The 20,325-nt window shown below is 62.5% G+C and carries 20 protein-coding genes; 1 reads left to right on the plus strand and 19 read right to left on the minus strand.

Going from position 1 to position 20,325, the window contains the following annotated elements; genetic code table 11:
• The 19 genes from Q0C17_RS15855 to zwf all read right to left on the minus strand — a co-directional run bounded on the left by Q0C17_RS15855 (position 1) and on the right by zwf (position 19,532).
• Positions 1–1,503 carry an NADH-quinone oxidoreductase subunit M gene (locus tag Q0C17_RS15855; RefSeq protein ID WP_291208335.1) on the minus strand — a complete coding sequence of 501 codons (1,503 nt, stop codon included), beginning with the start codon at positions 1,501–1,503 and terminating at the stop codon, positions 1–3.
• Complete coding sequence (gene nuoL, locus Q0C17_RS15860; RefSeq protein ID WP_291208338.1) at positions 1,503–3,698, minus strand: NADH-quinone oxidoreductase subunit L; 2,196 nt, start codon at positions 3,696–3,698, stop codon at positions 1,503–1,505. Before nuoL ends, Q0C17_RS15855 begins: the two co-directional genes overlap by 1 nt.
• A 7-nt stretch (positions 3,699–3,705) precedes the next feature.
• Complete coding sequence (gene nuoK / locus Q0C17_RS15865) at positions 3,706–4,017, minus strand: NADH-quinone oxidoreductase subunit NuoK (protein ID WP_291208340.1); 312 nt, start codon at positions 4,015–4,017, stop codon at positions 3,706–3,708.
• 1 nt (position 4,018) lies between these two features.
• On the minus strand, positions 4,019–4,612 hold the full coding sequence (locus Q0C17_RS15870; RefSeq protein ID WP_291208343.1) for an NADH-quinone oxidoreductase subunit J: 594 nt from the start codon (positions 4,610–4,612) through the stop codon (positions 4,019–4,021).
• 69 nt (positions 4,613–4,681) lie between these two features.
• Positions 4,682–5,167 (minus strand): NADH-quinone oxidoreductase subunit NuoI, encoded by a 486-nt coding sequence (gene nuoI / locus Q0C17_RS15875; protein WP_291208346.1) that lies wholly within the window; start codon positions 5,165–5,167, stop codon positions 4,682–4,684.
• Entirely contained in the window at positions 5,164–6,255 is a 1,092-nt protein-coding gene (gene nuoH / locus Q0C17_RS15880; protein WP_291208349.1) for an NADH-quinone oxidoreductase subunit NuoH, read from the minus strand. Before nuoH ends, nuoI begins: the two co-directional genes overlap by 4 nt.
• Positions 6,256–6,264: 9 nt before the next feature.
• A complete protein-coding gene (nuoG, locus tag Q0C17_RS15885) occupies positions 6,265–8,355 on the minus strand; it encodes an NADH-quinone oxidoreductase subunit NuoG (RefSeq protein ID WP_291208352.1) in 2,091 nt (696 codons plus the stop codon).
• Positions 8,356–8,359: 4 nt separating this feature from the next.
• On the minus strand, positions 8,360–9,664 hold the full coding sequence (gene nuoF, locus Q0C17_RS15890) for an NADH-quinone oxidoreductase subunit NuoF (protein ID WP_291208355.1): 1,305 nt from the start codon (positions 9,662–9,664) through the stop codon (positions 8,360–8,362).
• Complete coding sequence (nuoE, locus tag Q0C17_RS15895) at positions 9,664–10,692, minus strand: NADH-quinone oxidoreductase subunit NuoE (RefSeq protein WP_291208358.1); 1,029 nt, start codon at positions 10,690–10,692, stop codon at positions 9,664–9,666. Before nuoE ends, nuoF begins: the two co-directional genes overlap by 1 nt.
• Complete coding sequence (locus tag Q0C17_RS15900; RefSeq protein WP_291208361.1) at positions 10,693–11,145, minus strand: VOC family protein; 453 nt, start codon at positions 11,143–11,145, stop codon at positions 10,693–10,695.
• Positions 11,145–11,492 (minus strand): SgcJ/EcaC family oxidoreductase, encoded by a 348-nt coding sequence (locus tag Q0C17_RS15905; RefSeq protein ID WP_291208364.1) that lies wholly within the window; start codon positions 11,490–11,492, stop codon positions 11,145–11,147. The genes Q0C17_RS15900 and Q0C17_RS15905 overlap by 1 nt, the downstream gene beginning before the upstream one ends.
• On the minus strand, positions 11,489–12,694 hold the full coding sequence (locus Q0C17_RS15910; RefSeq protein WP_291208368.1) for an NADH-quinone oxidoreductase subunit D: 1,206 nt from the start codon (positions 12,692–12,694) through the stop codon (positions 11,489–11,491). Before Q0C17_RS15910 ends, Q0C17_RS15905 begins: the two co-directional genes overlap by 4 nt.
• A 4-nt stretch (positions 12,695–12,698) precedes the next feature.
• Positions 12,699–13,310 (minus strand): NADH-quinone oxidoreductase subunit C, encoded by a 612-nt coding sequence (locus Q0C17_RS15915; RefSeq protein ID WP_291208374.1) that lies wholly within the window; start codon positions 13,308–13,310, stop codon positions 12,699–12,701.
• A 9-nt stretch (positions 13,311–13,319) separates the two neighbouring features.
• Positions 13,320–13,889, minus strand: coding sequence for an NADH-quinone oxidoreductase subunit B family protein (locus Q0C17_RS15920; protein WP_291208377.1), 570 nt, complete (start codon positions 13,887–13,889; stop codon positions 13,320–13,322).
• Positions 13,889–14,263, minus strand: a complete 375-nt coding sequence (locus Q0C17_RS15925) for an NADH-quinone oxidoreductase subunit A (RefSeq protein ID WP_291208380.1) — start codon at positions 14,261–14,263, stop codon at positions 13,889–13,891. The genes Q0C17_RS15920 and Q0C17_RS15925 overlap by 1 nt, the downstream gene beginning before the upstream one ends.
• Before the next feature lie 292 nt (positions 14,264–14,555).
• Positions 14,556–15,521 carry a glucokinase gene (locus Q0C17_RS15930; protein WP_291208383.1) on the minus strand — a complete coding sequence of 322 codons (966 nt, stop codon included), beginning with the start codon at positions 15,519–15,521 and terminating at the stop codon, positions 14,556–14,558.
• A 2-nt stretch (positions 15,522–15,523) separates the two neighbouring features.
• Positions 15,524–17,359: a phosphogluconate dehydratase gene (edd, locus tag Q0C17_RS15935; protein ID WP_291208386.1), complete on the minus strand. Its 1,836-nt coding sequence runs from the start codon at positions 17,357–17,359 to the stop codon at positions 15,524–15,526.
• Complete coding sequence (pgl, locus tag Q0C17_RS15940; protein ID WP_291208388.1) at positions 17,359–18,057, minus strand: 6-phosphogluconolactonase; 699 nt, start codon at positions 18,055–18,057, stop codon at positions 17,359–17,361. The genes edd and pgl overlap by 1 nt, the downstream gene beginning before the upstream one ends.
• Before the next feature lie 5 nt (positions 18,058–18,062).
• Entirely contained in the window at positions 18,063–19,532 is a 1,470-nt protein-coding gene (gene zwf, locus Q0C17_RS15945) for a glucose-6-phosphate dehydrogenase (RefSeq protein ID WP_291208391.1), read from the minus strand.
• 195 nt (positions 19,533–19,727) lie between these two features.
• Here zwf and Q0C17_RS15950 point away from each other — a divergent pair.
• Positions 19,728–20,325, plus strand: a 598-nt coding sequence (locus Q0C17_RS15950; RefSeq protein ID WP_291208394.1) for a LacI family DNA-binding transcriptional regulator, incomplete at its 3' end; no start/stop codon positions are given.

Consider the following 20,325-nt stretch of genomic DNA (forward strand, 5'->3'; position numbering starts at 1 on the left):
TTACTGGCCTCCGGCCATAAGCGACAGGACCCGTGCGGTCGAACTGTCTGTAAGATTGAAGATCAGGTTTGGCGCGACCCCGAAGAGGATCGTCAGCGCGGCCAGCGGCGCGATGCAGATCCACTCGACAATGTTCATGTCCTTGATGTCGTTTAGATGCGGATTGGTGATCTCCCCAAACACCGTGCGGCGGTAGAGCGTCAGCATGTAGACCGCCGAGAAGATTACACCGAGCGCGGCGCCTGCCGCTGCCCAGGTCGCTGCCTGGAAGCCGCCGACCATGGTGAGGATCTCACCGACAAACCCGCTGGTGCCGGGTAGGCCGACGTTGGCCATCGTGAACAGCATGAAGAACGAGGCGTAGATCGGCATCCGGTTCACGAGGCCGCCATAGGCAGCGATCTCGCGGGTGTGCATCCGGTCGTAGACCACCCCGACGATGAGGAACAGCGCGCCCGAGATCAGGCCGTGGCTGAGCATCTGGAAGATCGCGCCCTGTACGCCCGTCTCGTTGAAGGCAAAGATGCCGAGCGTGACGAAGCCCATGTGCGCGACCGACGAATAGGCGATCAGCTTCTTCATGTCAGTCTGACGCCAGGCGACGAGCGAAGTGTAGACGATGGCGATCACGGCCAGCGCAAACATGGCCGGCTGAAACAATGCGCTCGCATCCGGGAACATCGGCAGCGAGAAGCGAAGCATGCCGTAGCCGCCCATCTTCAGAAGCACGCCGGCGAGGATGACCGAACCAGCTGTCGGCGCCTGCACGTGCGCATCGGGCAACCAGGTGTGCACCGGCCACATGGGTAGCTTCACCGCAAACGACGCCATGAACGCCAGCCAGAGCCAGGTCTGGATTCCTGGTGCGAAGGCGAATTTTTCGAGCACCTCAAAGTCTGCCGAGCCTGCCGCCAGGATCATGTAGACCATTGCGATCAGCATCAGCAGCGAGCCGATCAGCGTGTAGAGGAAAAACTTGAACGCGGCATAGACGCGGTCCTTGCCGCCCCAGATGCCAACAATCAGGAACATCGGGATCAGGCCGGCCTCGAAGAAGATATAGAACAGCACGAGGTCGAGCGACACGAAGACGCCAATCATGAAGGTCTCGAGCACGAGAAACGCGATCACGTATTCGGTCACGCGCTTCTCGATCGAGTTCCAGCTGGCGAGCAGGCAGATCGGCGTCAGGAATGTCGTCAGAAGCACGAGCGACAGCGACAGGCCGTCGATGCCGAGCTTGTAGCTGATTGGCCCATACCAGGCATACTGCTCCACAAGCTGGTAACCGTCGACCGAGGGGTCGAACGCGAAGAAGGCCGCGACCGATGCCACAAAGGTAGCCGCTGAGATGATGAAGGCCGCCAGCAGCACGGCCTTGCGGGACTGCGAACTGGATTCGCCTTTGCTGCTGCCGGCGGTTGCCGCCCGCACAAGCATCACGAGCAGCGCACCCGCCAGCGGCAGAAACGTCATTACAGAGAGGATCGGGAAACCGCCCATCAGTTTACTCCACCCGATCTGAGCCAGAGAACAGCGCCGAAGATGATCGCCGCCCCGATGATTACGAAGGCATAGTGGTACAGGTAACCCGAATGCATCAGCGACAGACGGCGCGAACTCATGCCTGCCAGTTTCGCGAGACCATCCGGTCCGATGCCGTCAATGACCTTCTTGTCCGCTTTCCAGAAGAGGTTGCCGAGGAAGGCCGAACCACGCACCAGCGTCGCCTGGTAGATCTCATCGAAGTACCACTTGTTCGAGAACAGGGCGTGCAGCGGACCGCCGCTCGCCGCAACACGCGCACCGACGCCGCGGTTGAAGAAGTAGGTGAACGTCGCAATGAGGAAGCCGCCCACGGTGACCACCAGCGGCGCCCACAGCACCCATTCCGGAACATTGTGCCGGTCGTGCAGCACATGGTTGGTCTCGGCGCGGTAGATCGCGCCTGCCCAGAAGGCTTCATTGTTGGCGTCTACGAACGCATCGTAGAAGTAGAAGCCAGCGAACACGGCGCCGATACTGAGCAGCGCCAGCGGGATCAGCATGACCAGCGGGCTCTCATGCGGTTTGTGATCGTGGCCATGGCCATGATCATCACGAGCATGGTCGTCGTGCGCGTGCGCGTCCTGCCCGTGAGCATCATGGGCGTGCGCGTCATGGGCGTGCGCGTCATGGGCGTGCGCTTCGTGCGGCGCAGGCCCGTGGAAGGTCATGTAAATCAGGCGCCAGGAATAGAAGCTCGTCAGGAAGGCCGCGAGCAGGCCGAACCAGAACGCCACTTCGGCAAACGACACACCTGCGGTTGCGCCTGCAAATGCGCTCTCCAGGATCGCGTCCTTCGAGAAAAAGCCCGAGAAGCCCAACTTAGTGTGCGGCAGGCCGAGGCCGATAATGGCGATGGTGCCGATCATCATCGCCGCATAGGTCAGCGGCATGAATTTCGCGAGACCACCCATGCGGCGCATGTCCTGTTCATGGTGCATGCCGTGGATAACCGAGCCTGCGCCAAGGAACAGCAGCGCCTTGAAGAAGGCGTGCGTGAACAGGTGGAACATCGCCGCCTCATAGGCGCCGACGCCGGCGGCAAAGAACATGTAGCCAAGCTGTGAACAGGTCGAATAGGCAATCACGCGCTTGATGTCGTTCTGCGCCATGCCAACCGTGGCGGCATAGAGCGCCGTTACCGCGCCGACGAGCGCGACCATGCCTGAAGCGTAGAAGGTGTACTCGTAGATCGGTGACAGCAAGCACACGAGATAGACGCCCGCAGTCACCATTGTCGCGGCGTGGATCAGCGCAGACACCGGCGTTGGACCTTCCATCGCATCCGGCAGCCATACGTGCAGGAAGAACTGCGCCGATTTGCCCATGGCGCCGATGAACAGGAGAATGCCGATCAGCTCCAGCGCGTAGACGCGCTCGCCGAAGAACACCATCACCGCTTCACGTGCCGGCGCGGCCTCGGCAAACATCGGCGTCACAACGGCGTTGGTGCGGATCGCTTCCAGCACTGGCCCGAACTCGACCGACTTGAACACGAAGAACACGGCCATGATGCCCAGCGCCAGGCCGAAGTCGCCCACGCGGTTCGTCACAAACGCTTTAATGGAGGCGTCATTCGGCGCCTTCTTCGTATACCAGAAACCGATCAACAGGTAGGACGCGAGGCCCACGCCTTCCCAGCCGAAGAACAGCTGGATGAAGTTGTCCGCCACCACGAGCATGAGCATCATGAAGGTGAACAGCGAGAGATAGGCGAAGAAGCGCGACTTGTGAGGGTCCTCGCTCATATAGCCCCAGGAATAGAGGTGCACGAGGCCGGACACGCCGGTGATCACCGCCATCATCACGATGGAGAGCGTATCGACCCGGATCGCCCAGTTAGCCTGGAAGTCGCCCACATGGATCCAAGGCATCAGCGTGATGATGTGCTGGCGCAGCTCGACATGCGCCGCCTCGACGCCCGCCGTGAGGTAGGCGTCATAGCCCGAGGCATGGTGCACGGCCTCGGCCGCGCCGCCGATACCTGCGGCGTAGGCGATCAGCTGGTAAATCGAGAGAGCGCCGCACGACAGCACGACGCCGGTGGTGACGGTCATCACGACACGGTCGCCGATCCACTTGTGGAACAGGCCCGTCAGCGCGGCGACGCCGGGCGCGAGAACGATATAGATCAGCAGGCTATCCGGAAGCATTCTGAGGTCAGCCTTTCATCAGGTCGACATTCTCAACCGAGATGTCGCGGCGGTTCCGGAAGTAGACGACGAGGATCGCGAGGCCGACCGCCGCTTCGGCAGCCGCCACAGTCAGAACCAGCATCGCGAAGATCTGGCCCTGGATCGTCCCGGTGAAGACCGAGAAGGCGACCAGGTTGATGTTGACCGACAGGAGGATCAGCTCGAGCGCCATCAGGATCACGATGACGTTCTTGCGGTTCACGAAAATGCCGACAACGCCAACGGTGAACAGCGCCGAGGAGACGATCAGGAAGTGGAGGATGCCCAGTTCGGTCATGTCAGATCCCCTGCCCAGGTGCCGGGTCTTTCATTTCGATCGCATCCGAGCGGCGCCGCCCCGTCTGCTTGCCGACATCCTGGCGCTTGACGTTCGGACGATGCCGCAGCGTCAGAACGATTGCGCCGATCATGGCGACCAGCAGGATCACGCCGGCCAGCTGGAACAGCAGCAGGTACTGGGTGTACATCACCGCCCCGATGGCTTCGGTATTCGTCTCGGCGCCAGGCGACGGATCGAAATTGTCAAATGTCAGGGCTCCGCTGGCAGCCCAAACCAGCGCCATTTCGGCAATCAAGATCGCGCCAATCAGCAAAGCGAACGGCCAGTAGCCCAGGCTGCCCTGCTTCAGCTCGACGAAGTCCACGTCGAGCATCATCACGACAAAGAGGAAAAGCACCGCGACCGCGCCTACATAGACGACGATCAGCAACATCGCGAGGAACTCGGCCCCGATCAGGACCATCAGTCCTGCCGAAGAGAAAAAGGCCAAGATTAGCCAGAGCACCGAATGCACCGGGTTCCGCGCGGCAATGACGAACACTGCCGATAAGATCACGACGGCCGCGATCAATCCAAATGCGATCAGTGCCACTGCCTTCTCGCCCCTTTTTCTGTTCCGGTGAAGCCCCTGCCCGCCGGTCTTTGTTACCAATTCGGCGCGCTACCGGTACGGCGCGTCCAGCTCAAGATTCTTTGCGATCAACCGCTCCCAGCGGTCGCCGTTCGCAAGGAGGCGTTCCTTGTCATAGAACAGCTCCTCACGGGTTTCCGTAGCAAACTCGAAGTTCGGCCCCTCGACGATGGCGTCGACCGGGCAGGCTTCCTGGCAGAAGCCGCAATAGATGCATTTCACCATATCGATGTCGTAGCGCGTCGTGCGGCGGGCGCCGTCCTCACGCGGCTCGGCCTCGATGGTGATGGCCTGCGCCGGGCAGATCGCTTCGCAAAGCTTGCACGCAATGCAGCGCTCCTCGCCGCTCGGATAGCGGCGAAGCGCATGCTCACCACGAAAGCGCGGCGACAGCGGGTTCTTTTCAAACGGGTAGTTCACGGTCGGCTTGCGGCGGACCATCTCGCGGATCGCGACCCAGAAGGCGCCCGCAAAATCCGTCAGCAACGCGCCGCGCAGGGTTTGGCCGAGGCTCATGACTGAACTCCGAAGTAGGTAACATAGCCGGCAACGATCACCACTGCGGCAAGCGATGTTGGCAGGAAAATCTTCCAGCCCAGGCGCATCAGCTGATCATAGCGGTAACGCGGCACGATGGCCTTCACCATGGCGAACATGCAGAAGCAGAGGAACACCTTGAACATGAACCAGAACAGGCCGGACAACGCGGTCAGCAACGCATAGTCGGTCGCAAACTGCTCGCCCAGCGCGACCGGCCCATGCCAGCCGCCGAGGAACAGGATAGTCATCATCGCGCACATCAGCACGATGTTGAGATATTCCCCGAGCATGAAGAGGAGGTACGGCGTGGAGCCGTATTCGACCTGGTAGCCAGCGACGAGTTCGGATTCCGCTTCCGGAAGGTCGAAGGGCGGGCGGTTCGTTTCTGCGAGCGCCGAGATGAAAAACATCACGAACATCGGGAACATGACGATAATCAGTGGGAAGTTCTGGAAGGCAAAGGCGTGCCAGTTCCAGATACCGCCATCCTGGTTGGCCACGATGTCGGCAAGGTTCATCGACCCGACCATCAGGATCACGGTGATGATGATGAATCCGATGGAGACCTCGTAGGACACCATCTGCGCCGCCGAGCGCAGCGCGCCGAGGAACGGGTATTTAGAGTTGGATGCCCAGCCGCCCATGATGATGCCGTAGACGCCCAGCGAGCTGATTGCGAAAAGGTACAGCACGCCGACGTTCAGGTCCGAAATCACCCAGGTCGTGCCCTGTTGCGTCCCCGGCGCCACCGGGATCGCCGCCCAGGCCGCGAAGGCCAGCGTACAGGTCAGGATCGGCGCGAAGATGAAGACGAACTTGTTGGCGCCCGCCGGGATGACGATTTCCTTCAGAAGGAATTTCCCGAAGTCCGCGAACGATTGAAGCAGGCCGAACGGGCCCACAACGTTCGGGCCCTTCCGCATCATCACGCCGGCCCAGATCTTCCGGTCCAGAAGCAACAGGAACGCAATCGACAGCAGCAGCACAAGCGTGAACAGGCCGATCTGGCCAAGCACCAGAAGCGGCCCCCAGAAGCTGCCCAAAGACTCGATGGCATTACTCATGGCGCCGCCCTACTCCGCTGCTACTGCGGTGTCTAGGCTGGTCGCCAGCGCAGAACACTCGGCCATCGTGCGCGAGGCGCGGGCGATGGGATTAGTCAGGTAGAAGTCAGCCACGGCGCGCTTGAAGGGCTGGCTGCCGAGGCTGGCACCGCCGGCCGGCAGCGTCGCGGAAAGCGCTGCGACCCCCTTCGCGCCCGGCGCATAGCCGCGGCCTGAGAATGGCGTGTTCTCGCCTGCCTTGCCGCGCAGGACGGCGCGCAGGTCGTCGGCTGTGTCATACGAAAGCGCCTTGCCCATGACGGCCGAGAGCGCGCGGAAGATGGCCCAGCCCTCCCGGGCCTCGCCCTTCGGCTGCACGGCCCGGGTCGTCATCTGCACTCGGCCTTCGGTGTTGACGTAGGTTGCCGACAATTCCGTATATGCCGCACAAGGCAGAACGACATCTGCGCGGGACGCTCCGGCATCGCCGTGCGAGCCGACATAGATGACCTTCGCCGCGCCGAGCTTAGACAGGTCCACTTCGTCCGCGCCCAGGAGCACGACCGTCTTCAGGCCGCTGCCGAGAATGTCCGCCGTTGCCTTGCCGCCCTCTGCAGGGAGAAAGCCAAGATCGAGCGCCCCCACACGGCCGGCGGCCGTGTGCAGCATGCCGTAACCCGCCCAGCCTTCGGCGATCGCACCGGTGTCCTGCGCGAGCTTAAGCGCCGCCGCGAGGATCGCCGCGCCATCCGCGCGGCACACCGCCGCTTCGCCAACCACGACCATCGGACGCTTCGCGCCCTTGAAGAATTCTACAACCGCCGCCGACGTCAGCGCATCCGGCGAGGTGCCGAGGTGATCGTAGGGGTAGGTCAAGTCCGCCGCTTCACCGATTACGGCCACCTTGAGGTTGCCCCAAAGCCAGGACTTGCGAATGCGCGCATTCCACACCGCCGCTTCGATGCGGGGGTTTGCGCCGATCAAAAGAAGCGCGTCGGACTCCTCAACGCCGGCCAGCGTCGGATTCAGCAGGTAATGCTCGCGCACGCCGCTTGTGCCGTACTGCGCGCCTGCCGGACGGCAGTCGGTGCTCTTCACGCCAAGACCGCTGAAGAAATCGAGCGCGGCCTTCGCCTGCTCAGCCTCAATCAGGTCACCGGCGACAACGCCGATCTCGTCAGCATTCACCGACAGCGCGGCCTTCACGGCGTCCAGTGCTTCCGGCCAAGTGACCGCATGCAACTTGCCGTTCTGGCGCACGTACGGCCGGTCAAGGCGCTGGCGCGCGAGACCATCCCACACGAAGCGGGATTTGTCCGACAGCCACTCTTCGTTCACATCTTCGCTCGTTTCGGGAAGGATACGCATCACCGCGTCCCCTTTCGCATCAACCCGGATCGCCGCGCCCATAGCGTCCATCACGTCGATGGACGACGTCTTGCGCAGCTCCCAGGGGCGCGCGTTGAAGGCGTACGGCTTCGAGGTCAGCGCGCCGACCGGGCAAAGATCGATTACGTTGCCGGAGAGTTCCGACGTCAGCGACTTCTCGAGATAGGTCGTTATCTCTGCGCTCTCGCCGCGCGAGATCATGCCGATCTCTTCGACGCCCGCGACCTCTGCCACGAAGCGCACGCAGCGCGTGCACTGGATGCAGCGCGTCATGATCGTCTTGACGAGCGGACCCATGTTCTTGTCTTCGACCGCGCGCTTGTTCTCGTCATAGCGGCTGTCAGCGCGGCCATAGGCGACCGCCTGGTCCTGCAGGTCGCACTCGCCGCCCTGGTCACAGATCGGGCAATCCAGCGGGTGGTTGATCAGCAGGAATTCCATCACGCCATTGCGGGCTTTTTCGACATATGCACCCTTTGTGCGGATGATCGGCGCCGATCCGTCCTTGTTCGGACGCATGTTGCCGACAATCTCCGCACACGACGCAATCGGCTTCGGCGCGCCTTCCCACTCGACGAGGCACATCCGGCAATTGCCCGCCACGGACAGGCGCTCATGGTAGCAGAACCGCGGAATCTCGGCGCCCACTTCCTCGCACGCCTGCATCAGCGTGTAGGACTTCGGAACCTCGACTTCCTGGCCGTCGATATTCAGTTTGAAGGTGTCGGACATGGCCCTACTCCGCCGCGATCACGGAGCCCTGCACAAAGGCGCGGGGCTGACGGTAGCGATTGATGCGTTCTTCGATTTCATGGCGGAAGTGGCGGATCAGGCCCTGAATCGGCCAGGCCGCTGCGTCGCCGAGCGCGCAGATCGTGTGGCCTTCCACCTGCTTGGTCACTTCCAGCAGCGTGTCGATCTCGTCATGCGTGGCTTCACCCTTCACCATCCGCTCGAGCACCCGCCACATCCAGCCTGTGCCTTCACGGCACGGCGTGCACTGGCCGCAGCTCTCGTGCTTGTAAAAGTAGGCGAGGCGCGCGATCGCCTTGATCAGGTCGGTCTGCTTGTCCATCACGATCACGGCCGCCGTGCCGAGACCGGACTTCAGGTCGCGCAGCGTGTCGAAGTCCATGTACGCGTCCATGATCTGCTCGGCCGGCACCATCGGCACCGACGAACCGCCCGGGATCACGGCCTTGAGGTTTTCCCAGCCACCACGGATGCCGCCGCAATGCGTTTCGATCAGTTCACGGAACGTAATCGACATTTCTTCTTCCACGTTACACGGCTTGTTCACGTGGCCGGAGATGCAGAACAGCTTCGTGCCCGCATTGTTCGGGCGGCCGAAGCCCGCAAACCACTGCGCGCCCCGCCGCAGGATGGTCGGCACAACCGCAATTGATTCCACGTTGTTTACAGTCGTCGGGCAGCCATAAAGGCCGGCATTCGCCGGGAACGGCGGCTTCAGCCGCGGCTGACCCTTCTTGCCTTCAAGGCTCTCGAGCAGCGCAGTTTCCTCACCGCAGATATACGCGCCGGCGCCGTGGTGGACGTAGAGGTCGAAGTCCCAACCATTGACGTTGTTCTGGCCGATCAGTTTGGCTTCATAAGCTTCCCTCACCGCCTTCTCGAGCGCATGGCGCTCCGCGATGTATTCGCCGCGGATATAGACATAGCACTTGTGCGCCCGCATCGCGCGGCTCGCGACCATGCAGCCCTCGATGAGGAGGTGCGGATCATGGCGCATAATCTCGCGGTCCTTGCACGTGCCGGGCTCGGACTCGTCGGCGTTGACGACAAGATAGTGAGGACGGTCGCGCACTTCCTTAGGCATGAAGGTCCACTTGAGGCCGGTCGGAAAGCCGGCGCCGCCGCGCCCACGCAGGCCGGACGCCTTGATCTGGTCGCACAGCCAATCGGGCCCGAGGTCGAGCATCTCTTTCGTCAGATGCCACGCGCCGCGCCTCTTCGCGGCTTCAAGGTCCGGCGAATGCAGGCCGTACAGGTTCGTGAAGATCCGGTCCTTGTCCTGCAACATCAGTCTTTCCCCCGGCCATACTCGCGGTCGTGTTCGTCAAACTTCCCGGCCGCCAGCAACTGCGCCTGCGCGACCCATTTCTCGCGGTCGATCCGGTCATTGAAGCCGAGCAGTTTCTCGACCTCGTCGACCTTCGCCTGGCTCCATGCCGCCATGTGCGCATACTGAGTAACGCCCATATCGTTGAGCATCTGCTCGTATTTCGGGCCAACGCCATTGATCCGCTTCAGGTCGTCGAACGCACTGGCGCGGGCCTCTTCCGGCTTAACCGGTTCCGCCCTGTCATTGACCTTCGCCGGCTCCTCGCGGTGCACGTTGGTCGGGCCTTTAACCTCTGGCTTACCGGTCGCTTCCGGTGTCGGTTGGGGAGCAGGCGGCTGAGGCAGGTTCGGCAACGCGGCGACCTTGTTGCGGCTGCCATCGAACAACGATGGCTCGGTGAGCACGGTTGTGCCGCCTTCCGGCGCGCTGTTCACGCGGTCGATCTGCGGCCCCGGCGCCACATCCACACCATTGCGCAAGCGGCCCAGGATGGCCGAAAGGCTCTCCGGCGTCAGGTCTTCGTAGTAGTCGTCATTGATCTGAACCATCGGGGCATTCACGCACGCGCCCAGGCACTCGACCTCTTCCCAAGACAGCCGCTGATCGTCGGTGACGTACATCGGCTTGCCGATTTCCTTCTTGCAGACCTCTTTCAGGCCTTCAGAGCCGCGCAGCTGGCAGGGCGTCGTCCCACACAGCTGAACATGGTGTTTGCCGACCGGTTGCAGGCGGAACATCGTGTAAAAGGTCGCGACTTCGTAAACGCGAATGTACGGCATCTCCAGCCGGTCCGCGACTTCGCGCATCGCCGGCTCAGATAGCCAGCCGGCATTGTCCTTTTGCGCCAGCCACAGCAGCGGGATCACCGCCGAGCGTTGCTTGTCTGCCGGATATTTGCCGCGCCAGAACGCGATCTTCTCTTCAGTCTCGGGCTTGAAGGCAAAGCGGTCGCCGCCTGCCTCGATGTCAAACCGGCGCAAGGCCATCTATCGCTCCTTCGGGGCGGGCACGGTCACGCGCCCTGCCTCATCCATCGGCCAGAAGGGATTGAACGCCACTTCCCAGGCGTTGCCCTCAGGGTCTGCAAAATAACCGGAATACCCGCCCCAGTAAGTCTTGTGCGGCGCCTTGGGAATGCGCACGCTGGCCTTGCTGAGACGGTCGAAAATCAAGTCAACTTCTTCAACCGAGCGCGCGTTGAACGCCAGCGCAAAGCCGCGGAACTCGCCTTTGCGGTCCGGCTCCATACCGGCATCCTTCGCCAGCTTGCTCTCGTCCCAGAGGCCCAGCGCCATGCCACCGGCATTGAAGAAGGCTACTTCGCCCTTCACGCCCCGGTCCTCAAAACCGAGAACGTCCGTATAAAATCGAACCATCGCCGCAAGGTCTTTTACCCCGAGCGTGATGATCGAAAGGCGTTGCTCTGGCAGTACGGCCATCAGACAGCTCCCGCGCGCGCAAAGTCGACACGGGCAATCTTGCCGCCCTTGATCGTATAGATCGCCGCCACCTCGAACCGGTCACCGCCCGGCGAGCGCTCGACCTGCTCATGGTCAATCACGATTGAGCCGAGATCGATCCGGTTGGCGAGTTTCGCGTGGTTCTTCGGGAACTCGTAAAAAAGGGCTTCGTGCCGCTTGCGGATCGCCGCCAGGCCCTGATGCGTTATATCGCCATTGAAGCCCGCCAGGACGGCGTCTTCTGCATAGCATGCGAGGAAGGCATCAATATTCTGTGTGTTGTAGGCGTCGAGCTGGCGCTGGACGAGTTCTGCGGAAGCACTCACCGGTCCACCTCCCCAAACACGATGTCGAGCGATCCGAGGATTGCTGATACGTCAGCGAGCATGTGGCCTTTGGACAGGTGATCCATGGCCTGCAGATGCGGGAAGCCCGGCGCGCGGATCTTTGCGCGGTACGGACGGTTCGTGCCGTCAGCGACAAGATAGACACCGAACTCGCCCTTTGGCGCCTCGATGGCGGCGTAACATTCTCCGGCAGGAACGTGGAAACCTTCCGTGTACAGCTTGAAGTGATGAATCAGCGCTTCCATCGAGTTCTTCATGTCCGCGCGGCGCGGGGGCGACAGCTTGCTGCCGGCCAGCAGCACGGGGCCAGGGCCTTCCTTCGCCATCAGTGCGATGCACTGCTGGATGATCTTGGTCGACTCCTTCATCTCCTCCATCCGGCAGACATAGCGGTCGTAATTGTCGCCGTGCTTGCCCACCGGAATCCTGAAGTCGAGTTCCGAATAGCACTCGTAAGGCTGCGAGCGGCGCAGATCCCAGGCGAGGCCAGTGCCGCGCACCATCACGCCGGTGAAACCCCAATCCATGATCGTACGCTGATCAACCACGCCGATATCTACGTTGCGCTGCTTGAAGATGCGGTTCTCGGTGATCAGGTCCTCGATCCGGGCCATTTTTTCCGGGAATTGCTCCGCCCACGCTGCAATATCGTCGATCAGTTTCGGTGGCAGGTCTTGGTGCACGCCGCCCGGACGGAAATAGGCCGCGTGCATCCGGCTGCCGGACGCACGCTCGTAGAACACGCAAAGCTTTTCGCGCTCCTCGAAGCCCCAGGTAATCGGGGTGAGCGCGCCAACATCCATCGCCTGCGTCGTCACGTTGAGTATGTGCGACATGATCCGGCCGATTTCGGAGAACATAACGCGGATCAGGCTGGCGCGGCGCGGAACCTCGATGCCGATCAACTTCTCGATCGCGAGACACCAGGCATGCTCCTGGTTCATAGGCGAGCAGTAATCCAGCCGGTCGAAATACGGCAAGCCTTGGAGATAGGTCTTGTATTCCAGAAGCTTCTCGGTGCCGCGGTGCAGCAGGCCGATATGGCTGTCGATCCGGGTCACGACTTCGCCGTCGAGATCCATGATCATCCGAAGCACACCGTGTGCTGCCGGGTGCTGGGGCCCGAAGTTCAGTGTGAACTTGCGGTCGTCTTCTTCAATGAGGTGGGCTGTGTCGGCCATGGTCTCAGACGCCTCTGCCAGCTTTCTCATCGCCCGGAATTTCGGACGTCATTCCCTCCCAGGGCGAGAGGAAATCAAAGTTGCGATATTCTTGAACCAGCTTCACCGGCTCATAGATCACGCGCTTCTCAAGGTCGTCATAGCGAACCTCGTAATTGCCGGTGAGCGGGAAGTCCTTGCGAAGCGGGAAACCCTCGAAGCCATAATCCGTCAGGATGCGGCGCAGGTCAGGGTGATCGGAAAACTGTATGCCGTACATGTCGAACGCCTCGCGCTCGAACCAGTTGGCCGCCGGCCAGACCGGAACGCAGCTGGCTACCGGCGTTTCCTCGTCGGCGCGGATGCGCACGCGGATGCGATTGTTCATGCGCATTGACAGGAGATGATAGACCACCTCGAAACGCTCAGTGCGCTCCGGATAGTCTACACCGCACAGGTCGATGAAGGTCTCGAAATTGCACTGCTGGTCGTCGCGCAGGAAGCGCAGCAGCGCGACGATATGGTCGCGTTCCGCAAGGATGGTCAGTTCGCCGACGACGATCTGCGTCGAGCGCACAGCGTCCGGCATCCGGCTCTCGATATGGGCGGCGAGATCGACAAGGTTCTCGATGTTCATCTGCCTGCCCTACCGTTCAATCGAGCCTTCGCGGCGGATCTTCTTCTGCAGTTGCAGGAAGCCGTACACGAGCGCTTCAGCGGTGGGCGGGCACCCGGGAATGTAGATGTCAACCGGCACAATCCGGTCGCACCCGCGCACAACGCTGTAACTGTAATGGTAATACCCGCCGCCATTGGCGCACGAGCCCATGGAGATCACATAACGCGGCTCCGGCATCTGATCGTAGACCTTGCGCAGCGCCGGGGCCATCTTGTTGGTCAGTGTACCGGCGACGATCATCACATCCGACTGGCGAGGCGACCCGCGGGGCGCCATGCCGAAGCGCTCGAGGTCGTAACGCGGGTTGCCGGCGTGCATCATCTCGACCGCGCAGCAGGCCAGTCCGAAAGTCATCCACATCAGCGAACCGGTGCGTGCCCAGGTTATCAGGTCGTCGGCCGCGGCCGTGAAATAGCCCTTGTCAGCCAGCTGGTCGGACAGGCCGGTATAGAACGGGTCGTCATTGCCGGGCTTGTAGCCCTCAGTGCCTGCCCGGGCGCCGCTCAGGGCATAGGGTTTGTGCGAAGAGTCGGCCATTATTCCCACTCCAGCGCGCCGCGGCGCCACTCATAGATGAACCCGATGGTCAGCACGCCCAGGAAGCCGACCATGGACCAGAAGCCCAGGACGCCAATCTCGCCGAGGCTGACCGCCCAGGGAAACAGGAACGCAACTTCAAGGTCGAAAATGATGAACAGGATGGCGACGAGGTAGAAGCGCACGTCAAACTTCATCCGCGCGTCATCGAACGCGTTGAACCCGCACTCGTAAGCGGAATTCTTCTCGGGATCGGGCTTCGACGGGGCCAGAAGGGCGGACCCCACGACGAACAGGCCGGAGATCACGACTCCGATCACAAGGAAAAAAATGACCGGGAGATAATCCAGGGCCAGGCGTTCGACTTCGGACATGCTTGGTACCTCCAGGTACAGAGCCAACGGTCGCCCGATTAGGACGGTTTTCGCGCCTGCGCAACACGAACAGGCCCACCGCCAGCGGACTTTCGCAGTATATCGCCGGGGGTTACTAAATCGCGAGCACCCAGGTTGCGTCAGTGCGTCACGGAGTGGCGCTGCAGATTATCGCGGGCCTTGAAAAACCGCCTTGTATTTCAAGCTCATTTCCAGCGGAGATCGCCACCTGAGAACGGCTCTCAAATCCTCGCCGCACGCGCAACGCGAAAGCCGCCGGCCCACAACCGTTTCAACCCGCATGCTGCTGGCGAAAATAAGCCGCGGCGCCGATCAGCGGCGCGACCGGATCGTGCAACAAACGAACCGGACAGCGCTGCAGGTAATCGCTCATTGGCCCGCGCAGAACGAATCGCTCGCGCGCTGCCGGGGCCTTCAGGAAATCCGCGATCCGCTCCGATACCCCGCCCGCCAGCACTACACCGCCAAGCGCGCCGTTCGCCAGCACGAGGTCGCCGACCGCCCCCATCACTGCGAGCGCCCGCACCTCGATCAGCGACCGGTACATCGCTTCCCCCGCATCCGCCCGTATCCGCATCTCCGCCGGCGTCAGCCGGGTCACCGGAATGCCGTAGATCTCGCAGAATGCGGCGTGGACCTCGTCTAGGCCGCTACCAGACGCCACCAGTTCGTTGGATACGTAGCCATGGTCCCGCGACAGGATGCACGCGAGCTCGCGCTCCAGATCGGTACGCGGTGCATAGGCAATATGCCCGCCCTCGCCTGCCAATACGCGCCAGCGCCCGTCTGCCTCCGGAACCAGTGTCGAGACGCCGAACCCCGTCCCCGGCCCTGCCACGATGACTGGCGCCATGCCGACCGGCTCACCGTCGAAGATCAGCTCGAACGCCTCAGGCTCCAGCTCAGGCACCGCGCGCGCCATAGCCACAAAGTCATTGATCAGCAGCGCCCGCGAAACCCCGAACGACTCCCGGATACCGCTTTCTGAAATCCACCAGTCCCGGTTCGTCAGGTGAACCTGCCCGTCCCGCACCGGCCCGGCCACGGCAATGCACGCTGCCTCGGCTCGCACGCCCGTCTGATCCAGGTAGTGGCGCAGCGCGTCGCTGAAGGCCGGAAAGCCCTCCCCCGATAGCACCTCGAACCGTTCGATCCGCAGCCATTCACCTCGCTGCACCGCTAGAGCGAAACGCGCATTGGTGCCGCCGACGTCGCCGACCAGTAGCCCCTCATCCATCTTCAGCTCCGAATGCCGAGGAAGTTGAACGGGCTCGCGCCGGTCGCCGCCGCGCCGACATTCATGCGGAAGAGGTCAAACATTTCGCGGCCCAGCCCCGCCGGGGCCCGGTTCGGCCGAAAGGTCGCCGGCGTACGGGCACCGAACTCCGCCGGGTCGACCAGCACGTCCAGCCGCCCTGCCTCGGTATCCAGCCGGATCACGTCGCCGTCTTTCACGCGGGCAATCGGCCCGCCATGCGCCGCTTCGGGGCTGAGATGGATCGCAGACGGTATCTTGCCGCTCGCGCCGGACATCCGCCCATCCGTCACCAGTGCCACCTTGTGGCCCCGGTCCTGCAGAACGCCCAGAACCGGCGTCAACCCATGCAGCTCCGGCATGCCGTTGGCCGCCGCGCCCTGGAAACGCACCACCGCGACGAAGTCCCGGTTCAGCTGTCCCGCCTCGAACGCGGCCTTCAGCGCGTCCTGGGACTCGAACACGATCGCGGGCGCCTCGACGAACCGATGAGATGCCTTCACCGCCGAAACCTTTGAGACGCCATCTCCCAACGGCCCGGTGATCAGCCGCAAGCCGCCATCCGCCTCGAACGGCGCATCGATAGGCCGCAGCACCTCAAGGTCGCCACTCACCAAAGGACCTGGACGCCAGATGAGCTTGTCGTCCAGCACAACCGGTTCCTGGGCATAGGCGGAGATCGGCCCAGCCACGCCCTGTGCGTCGCCATGCAGCAGGCCCGCAGACAAGAGCTGCGAGATCAGGAGACTCATCCCGCCGGCCGCATGGAAATGGTTCACGTCCGCCGCGCCGTTCGGGTAAATCCGCGCCAGCAGCGGGGTGGCGCCGGAAAGGTCCGAAAAATCCTGAAGCGTCACCGAAAGCCCGGCCGCCGCTGCCATCGCCGGAATGTGTAGTGCATGGTTCGTAGAGCCGCCGGTTGCCATCAAGCCGACGATGCCGTTGACGATGGCGCGCGCATCAATCAGCTCGCCCGCCGGCAGATACATTTTTCCCTGCGCCGTTATAGCCGCCGCGCGGTGCGTCGCCGCCCTTGTCAGCGCCGCGCGCAGCGGTGTGCCCGGGTTCGGGAAGGCCGCGCCCGGCAGGTGAAGGCCCATCACTTCCATAAGCATCTGGTTGGAGTTGGCTGTGCCATAGAAGGTGCAGGTGCCCTGACTGTGATAGCTTTCCGCCTCCGCCTTCAGCAACGCCTCGCGGCCGACCTTTCCTTCCGCAAACAATTGCCGGACACGGACCTTCTCGGGGTTTGACAGGCCGGATGGCATCGGCCCGGCGGGCACAAACACAGACGGCAGCCAGCCGAAACGCAAAGCAGCAATCACGAGGCCAGGCACGATCTTGTCGCACACGCCAAGATGCAGCGCCGCATCGAACGTGTCGTGCGAAAGCCCAACCGCCGACGCCATCGCGATTACATCGCGCGAGAAGAGCGACAGCTCCATCCCTTCCTGGCCTTGCGTGACACCGTCACACATCGCAGGCACGCCGCCAGCGATCTGTGCCACGGCGTGCACCTCGCGTGCCGCTTCGCGGATCATCTGTGGGAAATGCTCGAACGGCGCATGGGCCGACAGCATGTCGTTATAGGACGTGATGACCCCAATCACCGGCCAGCCCGCGCCGAGGATCTGCGTTTTCTCCATCACCGCGCAGCCGGCGGACTGGTGCGCAAGATTGCCCTCTGTGAGCCGCGAGCGCGCAAAGGAGCCGGGCCTGCGTGAGCGGATCATCTCGAGATAGGCCGCGCGGGACTCCTTCGAGCGTTCTTCGATCCGCGCGGTGACGGCTTCTACGACGGGGTGCAGTTTAGTGGTCATCATGGAGCCCAATAGACAGAAAGCCTGCGGCCAAGGCCGTCAATGGCAAAGCGCACCGGGCAAACCATCGGGTCTGCCTCCGGTGCAGATCGCAGCATGCTGCGCTTTTCCTCGCCGAATACAAGAAGCAGCGCCTGTTTCGCCGCATACACGGCCGGCCCGGTCAGCGTCATCCGAAGGGGTTGGACGGCCTGCGACGCTTCTACTGCCGCCACGCAACGCGTCTCATCCGGCGACACGATCCTGGCCAGGCCATCCATGCCGGGAAACCAGCTGGCCGTGTGCCCGTCTCCGCCCATGCCGAGCAATACGAAGCTCACCGCCGTGCAATAAGGCGCATAGGCAGCCCCACGGTCCGCCTCCGCCTCCTGGGGGCGTGCGGCACTTGTCTTCAACGGCAGGAAGTTTGCGCCGGCAGCCTTGTTCTGCAGCAGCAGTGTACGCACAAGTTTTTCGTTCGAGTCCGGATGATCAGGCGCAACCCAGCGGTCATCCACGAGGCCCACCGTCACGTGCGGCCAATCAAGATCAGCATGGGAAAGCAGGCCGAACAACCTTTTCGGCGTACTACCGCCGGAGACCATCAAGCTCGCGGAGCCCTCCGCCGCAAGGTCGGCCTCCAGCGCCGTCGCGATCAGTGCGGCGGCGGCTTCCGACGCCGCTGCCCGGGTATCGAACAAGGTGACGCTCAGCGTCATCGAGCCTAAACTTCCTTCCACCAGCTGCGCCCGTCGCGGTCCATCATCATTGCCGCCGACAGCGGGCCATCCGTGCCCGCCGCATAGGTTTCAGGATCATAGCCGCTCGCCTCCCAGGCCTCGATCAGCCCGTCCACCCAGCGCCACGCTGCCTCGACTTCGTCGCGCCGCATGAACAGCGAGAGGTTGCCGCGTACGATGTCCATCAGGAGGCGCTCATAGGCATCCGGATAGCGCAGCGTGAAACTTTTCGCATAGGAGAGGTTGAGCGGCAGCGACTTGACGCGCAGGCCGCCGGGGCCCGGCTCCTTGATCTGCACGAACAGGCGCACGGCCTCGTCCGGCTGCAGTCGGATCACCAGTCGGTTCACACTCTCCACGCCTTGCCCGAAAATGTTGTGTGGCGCCGGCTTGAACTGGATCACGATATCCGAATGACGCGCCGACATGCGCTTGCCCGTGCGCAGGTAGAACGGCACGCCCGCCCAGCGCCAGTTGCGCACCTCCGCCTTCACCGCGACGAAGGTTTCCGTTTTGCTGCCTTTGGACGACGAAAGCTCCTCCAGATAACCTTTCACGGGCTTACCGTCCTGCAGACCGGAGGCATATTGTCCGCGAACGGTCTGTTTCCGCACATTGTCCGCCTGGATCGCGCCGATGGCGTTCAACACCTTGATCTTTTCGGTGCGGATATCGTCATCGCCCATGTCGTTGGGCGGCTCCATCGCAGTCAGGCACATGAGCTGCAACAGATGGTTCTGCACCATATCGCGCAACGCGCCGGAACGGTCATAGTACTCCGCCCGCCCCTCGAGGCCGAGATTCTCGGCGACGGTGATCTGCACATGGTCGATATAGTTATGCGACCAGAGCGGCTCGAACAGCATGTTGGCAAAGCGCAGCACCATCAGGTTCTGCACCGTTTCCTTGCCGAGGTAATGGTCGATGCGGAACACCTGCCGCTCGGCAAAAACTTCGCCTACTCCGTCATTGATCGCCCGGGCCGATTCAAGGTCCGTCCCAATAGGCTTCTCCAGAACCACCCGGGCCGGCTCGTCGGCCAGGTCAGCGATGCCGATGGCGCGGCAGATGTCGACATAAAGATGGGGCGAGGTCGCGAGGTAGAAGACAAGGGGGCGTTTGGCGTCGATGGTCAGCAGCTTGCGCAGCGCCGGCCAGTCGGCGTCGGGTTTGGTCGCATCGATGGTCACGTAATGAACGATCTTCTCGAACTGTGCCCAGGCCTTCGCGTCCCAATTCTCCCCGGAAGCCTTTTCGCAGGCTTCCCGCGCCAACTGCCGGTAGGCGGCGCTGTCCATCTCGGAGCGGGCCGTACCGATAATCGCGCTGGTCGGCAGGATCTGGCCGTCGAGCCAGCGGTGCCATAGCGCGGGCAACAACTTGCGCCGGGAGAGGTCCCCGGTGCCGCCGAAGATGACAATGTCGAAGGGCTCGACGGGTACGAACTTGGCCAATTCAGCCTCCCTTTCCGGCCACGGAACGGACCGCTTCAAGAGTTTTGTTTTTATTCAATAAAAGCCGAACGCTCATGAGCAGCTCAGCCTGCGCAAAGGAGTGTTGCAAATTCTTACACCAGCTATAGTGCGCACAGAAAGCTGCGCCGACGGCAATTGACAACGTTGTAATGACTATGGGGGAGTTCGCCAGCAATGTCCAGCCGGACCCGGCTCGAGGACCTCGCCTCCATCGCGGGCGTCTCGATTGCCACCGTCTCCCGCGCCCTGAACAACAGCCCGGCCGTCAATGAAGAGACGAAGCGGCGCGTGTGGAAGCTCGCGCGCGAGCACAACTACCATTTCCGCCCGTCGATGCCCGCGCTCCTGTCCAGCGCGGCGGCGACGATTGCCGTGGTCATCCCCGTGGCCGAGGGCCGGCAGGACTCTCCACTTCACCCCTTCGTGCAGGATTTCATCGGCGGCATCGCCGATGCCGCCCGTGGACTGGGCTGCGATGTGCTGATTTCGCACCTGATGCCAGACAATGTCGAAGACCTCTCGATCCTGATGACCGCAAACCGGGCTGACGGAGTCGTTTTCCTTGGCCAGCGGCTGCTGCATGACCGGTTGAACCTGCTCGCCGAAACGGAAACCCGATTTGTCGTCTGGGGCGCGGACCTGCCCGGGCAAAAATACTGCTCGATCGGTTCCGACAATCTGCGCGGCGGCGCGCGGGCGACGGCGCACCTCCTGAACCTCGGGCGGCGCCGCATTGCGTTTCTGGGCGACACCTCTGCACCGGAAGTCCACC

The sequence above is a fragment of the Hyphomonas sp. genome (assembly GCF_022844445.1).
Lineage (GTDB): Bacteria > Pseudomonadota > Alphaproteobacteria > Caulobacterales > Hyphomonadaceae > Hyphomonas.

Bases quoted from the DNA above. Each gene is read 5' to 3' on its own strand.
- Q0C17_RS15855 (WP_291208335.1), bottom strand. From the start codon at position 1,503: ATGGGCGGTTTCCCGATCCTCTCTGTAATGACGTTTCTGCCGCTGGCG.
- nuoL (WP_291208338.1), bottom strand. From the start codon at position 3,698: ATGCTTCCGGATAGCCTGCTGATCTATATCGTTCTCGCGCCCGGCGTC.
- nuoK (WP_291208340.1), bottom strand. From the start codon at position 4,017: ATGACCGAACTGGGCATCCTCCACTTCCTGATCGTCTCCTCGGCGCTG.
- nuoI (WP_291208346.1), bottom strand. From the start codon at position 5,167: ATGAGCCTCGGCCAAACCCTGCGCGGCGCGTTGCTGACGGATTTTGCG.
- nuoH (WP_291208349.1), bottom strand. From the start codon at position 6,255: ATGAGTAATGCCATCGAGTCTTTGGGCAGCTTCTGGGGGCCGCTTCTG.
- nuoG (WP_291208352.1), bottom strand. From the start codon at position 8,355: ATGTCCGACACCTTCAAACTGAATATCGACGGCCAGGAAGTCGAGGTT.
- nuoF (WP_291208355.1), bottom strand. From the start codon at position 9,664: ATGTTGCAGGACAAGGACCGGATCTTCACGAACCTGTACGGCCTGCAT.
- nuoE (WP_291208358.1), bottom strand. From the start codon at position 10,692: ATGGCCTTGCGCCGGTTTGACATCGAGGCAGGCGGCGACCGCTTTGCC.
- Q0C17_RS15900 (WP_291208361.1), bottom strand. From the start codon at position 11,145: ATGGCCGTACTGCCAGAGCAACGCCTTTCGATCATCACGCTCGGGGTA.
- Q0C17_RS15910 (WP_291208368.1), bottom strand. From the start codon at position 12,694: ATGGCCGACACAGCCCACCTCATTGAAGAAGACGACCGCAAGTTCACA.
- Q0C17_RS15915 (WP_291208374.1), bottom strand. From the start codon at position 13,310: ATGAACATCGAGAACCTTGTCGATCTCGCCGCCCATATCGAGAGCCGG.
- Q0C17_RS15920 (WP_291208377.1), bottom strand. From the start codon at position 13,889: ATGGCCGACTCTTCGCACAAACCCTATGCCCTGAGCGGCGCCCGGGCA.
- Q0C17_RS15925 (WP_291208380.1), bottom strand. From the start codon at position 14,263: ATGTCCGAAGTCGAACGCCTGGCCCTGGATTATCTCCCGGTCATTTTT.
- Q0C17_RS15930 (WP_291208383.1), bottom strand. From the start codon at position 15,521: ATGGATGAGGGGCTACTGGTCGGCGACGTCGGCGGCACCAATGCGCGT.
- edd (WP_291208386.1), bottom strand. From the start codon at position 17,359: ATGACCACTAAACTGCACCCCGTCGTAGAAGCCGTCACCGCGCGGATC.
- pgl (WP_291208388.1), bottom strand. From the start codon at position 18,057: ATGACGCTGAGCGTCACCTTGTTCGATACCCGGGCAGCGGCGTCGGAA.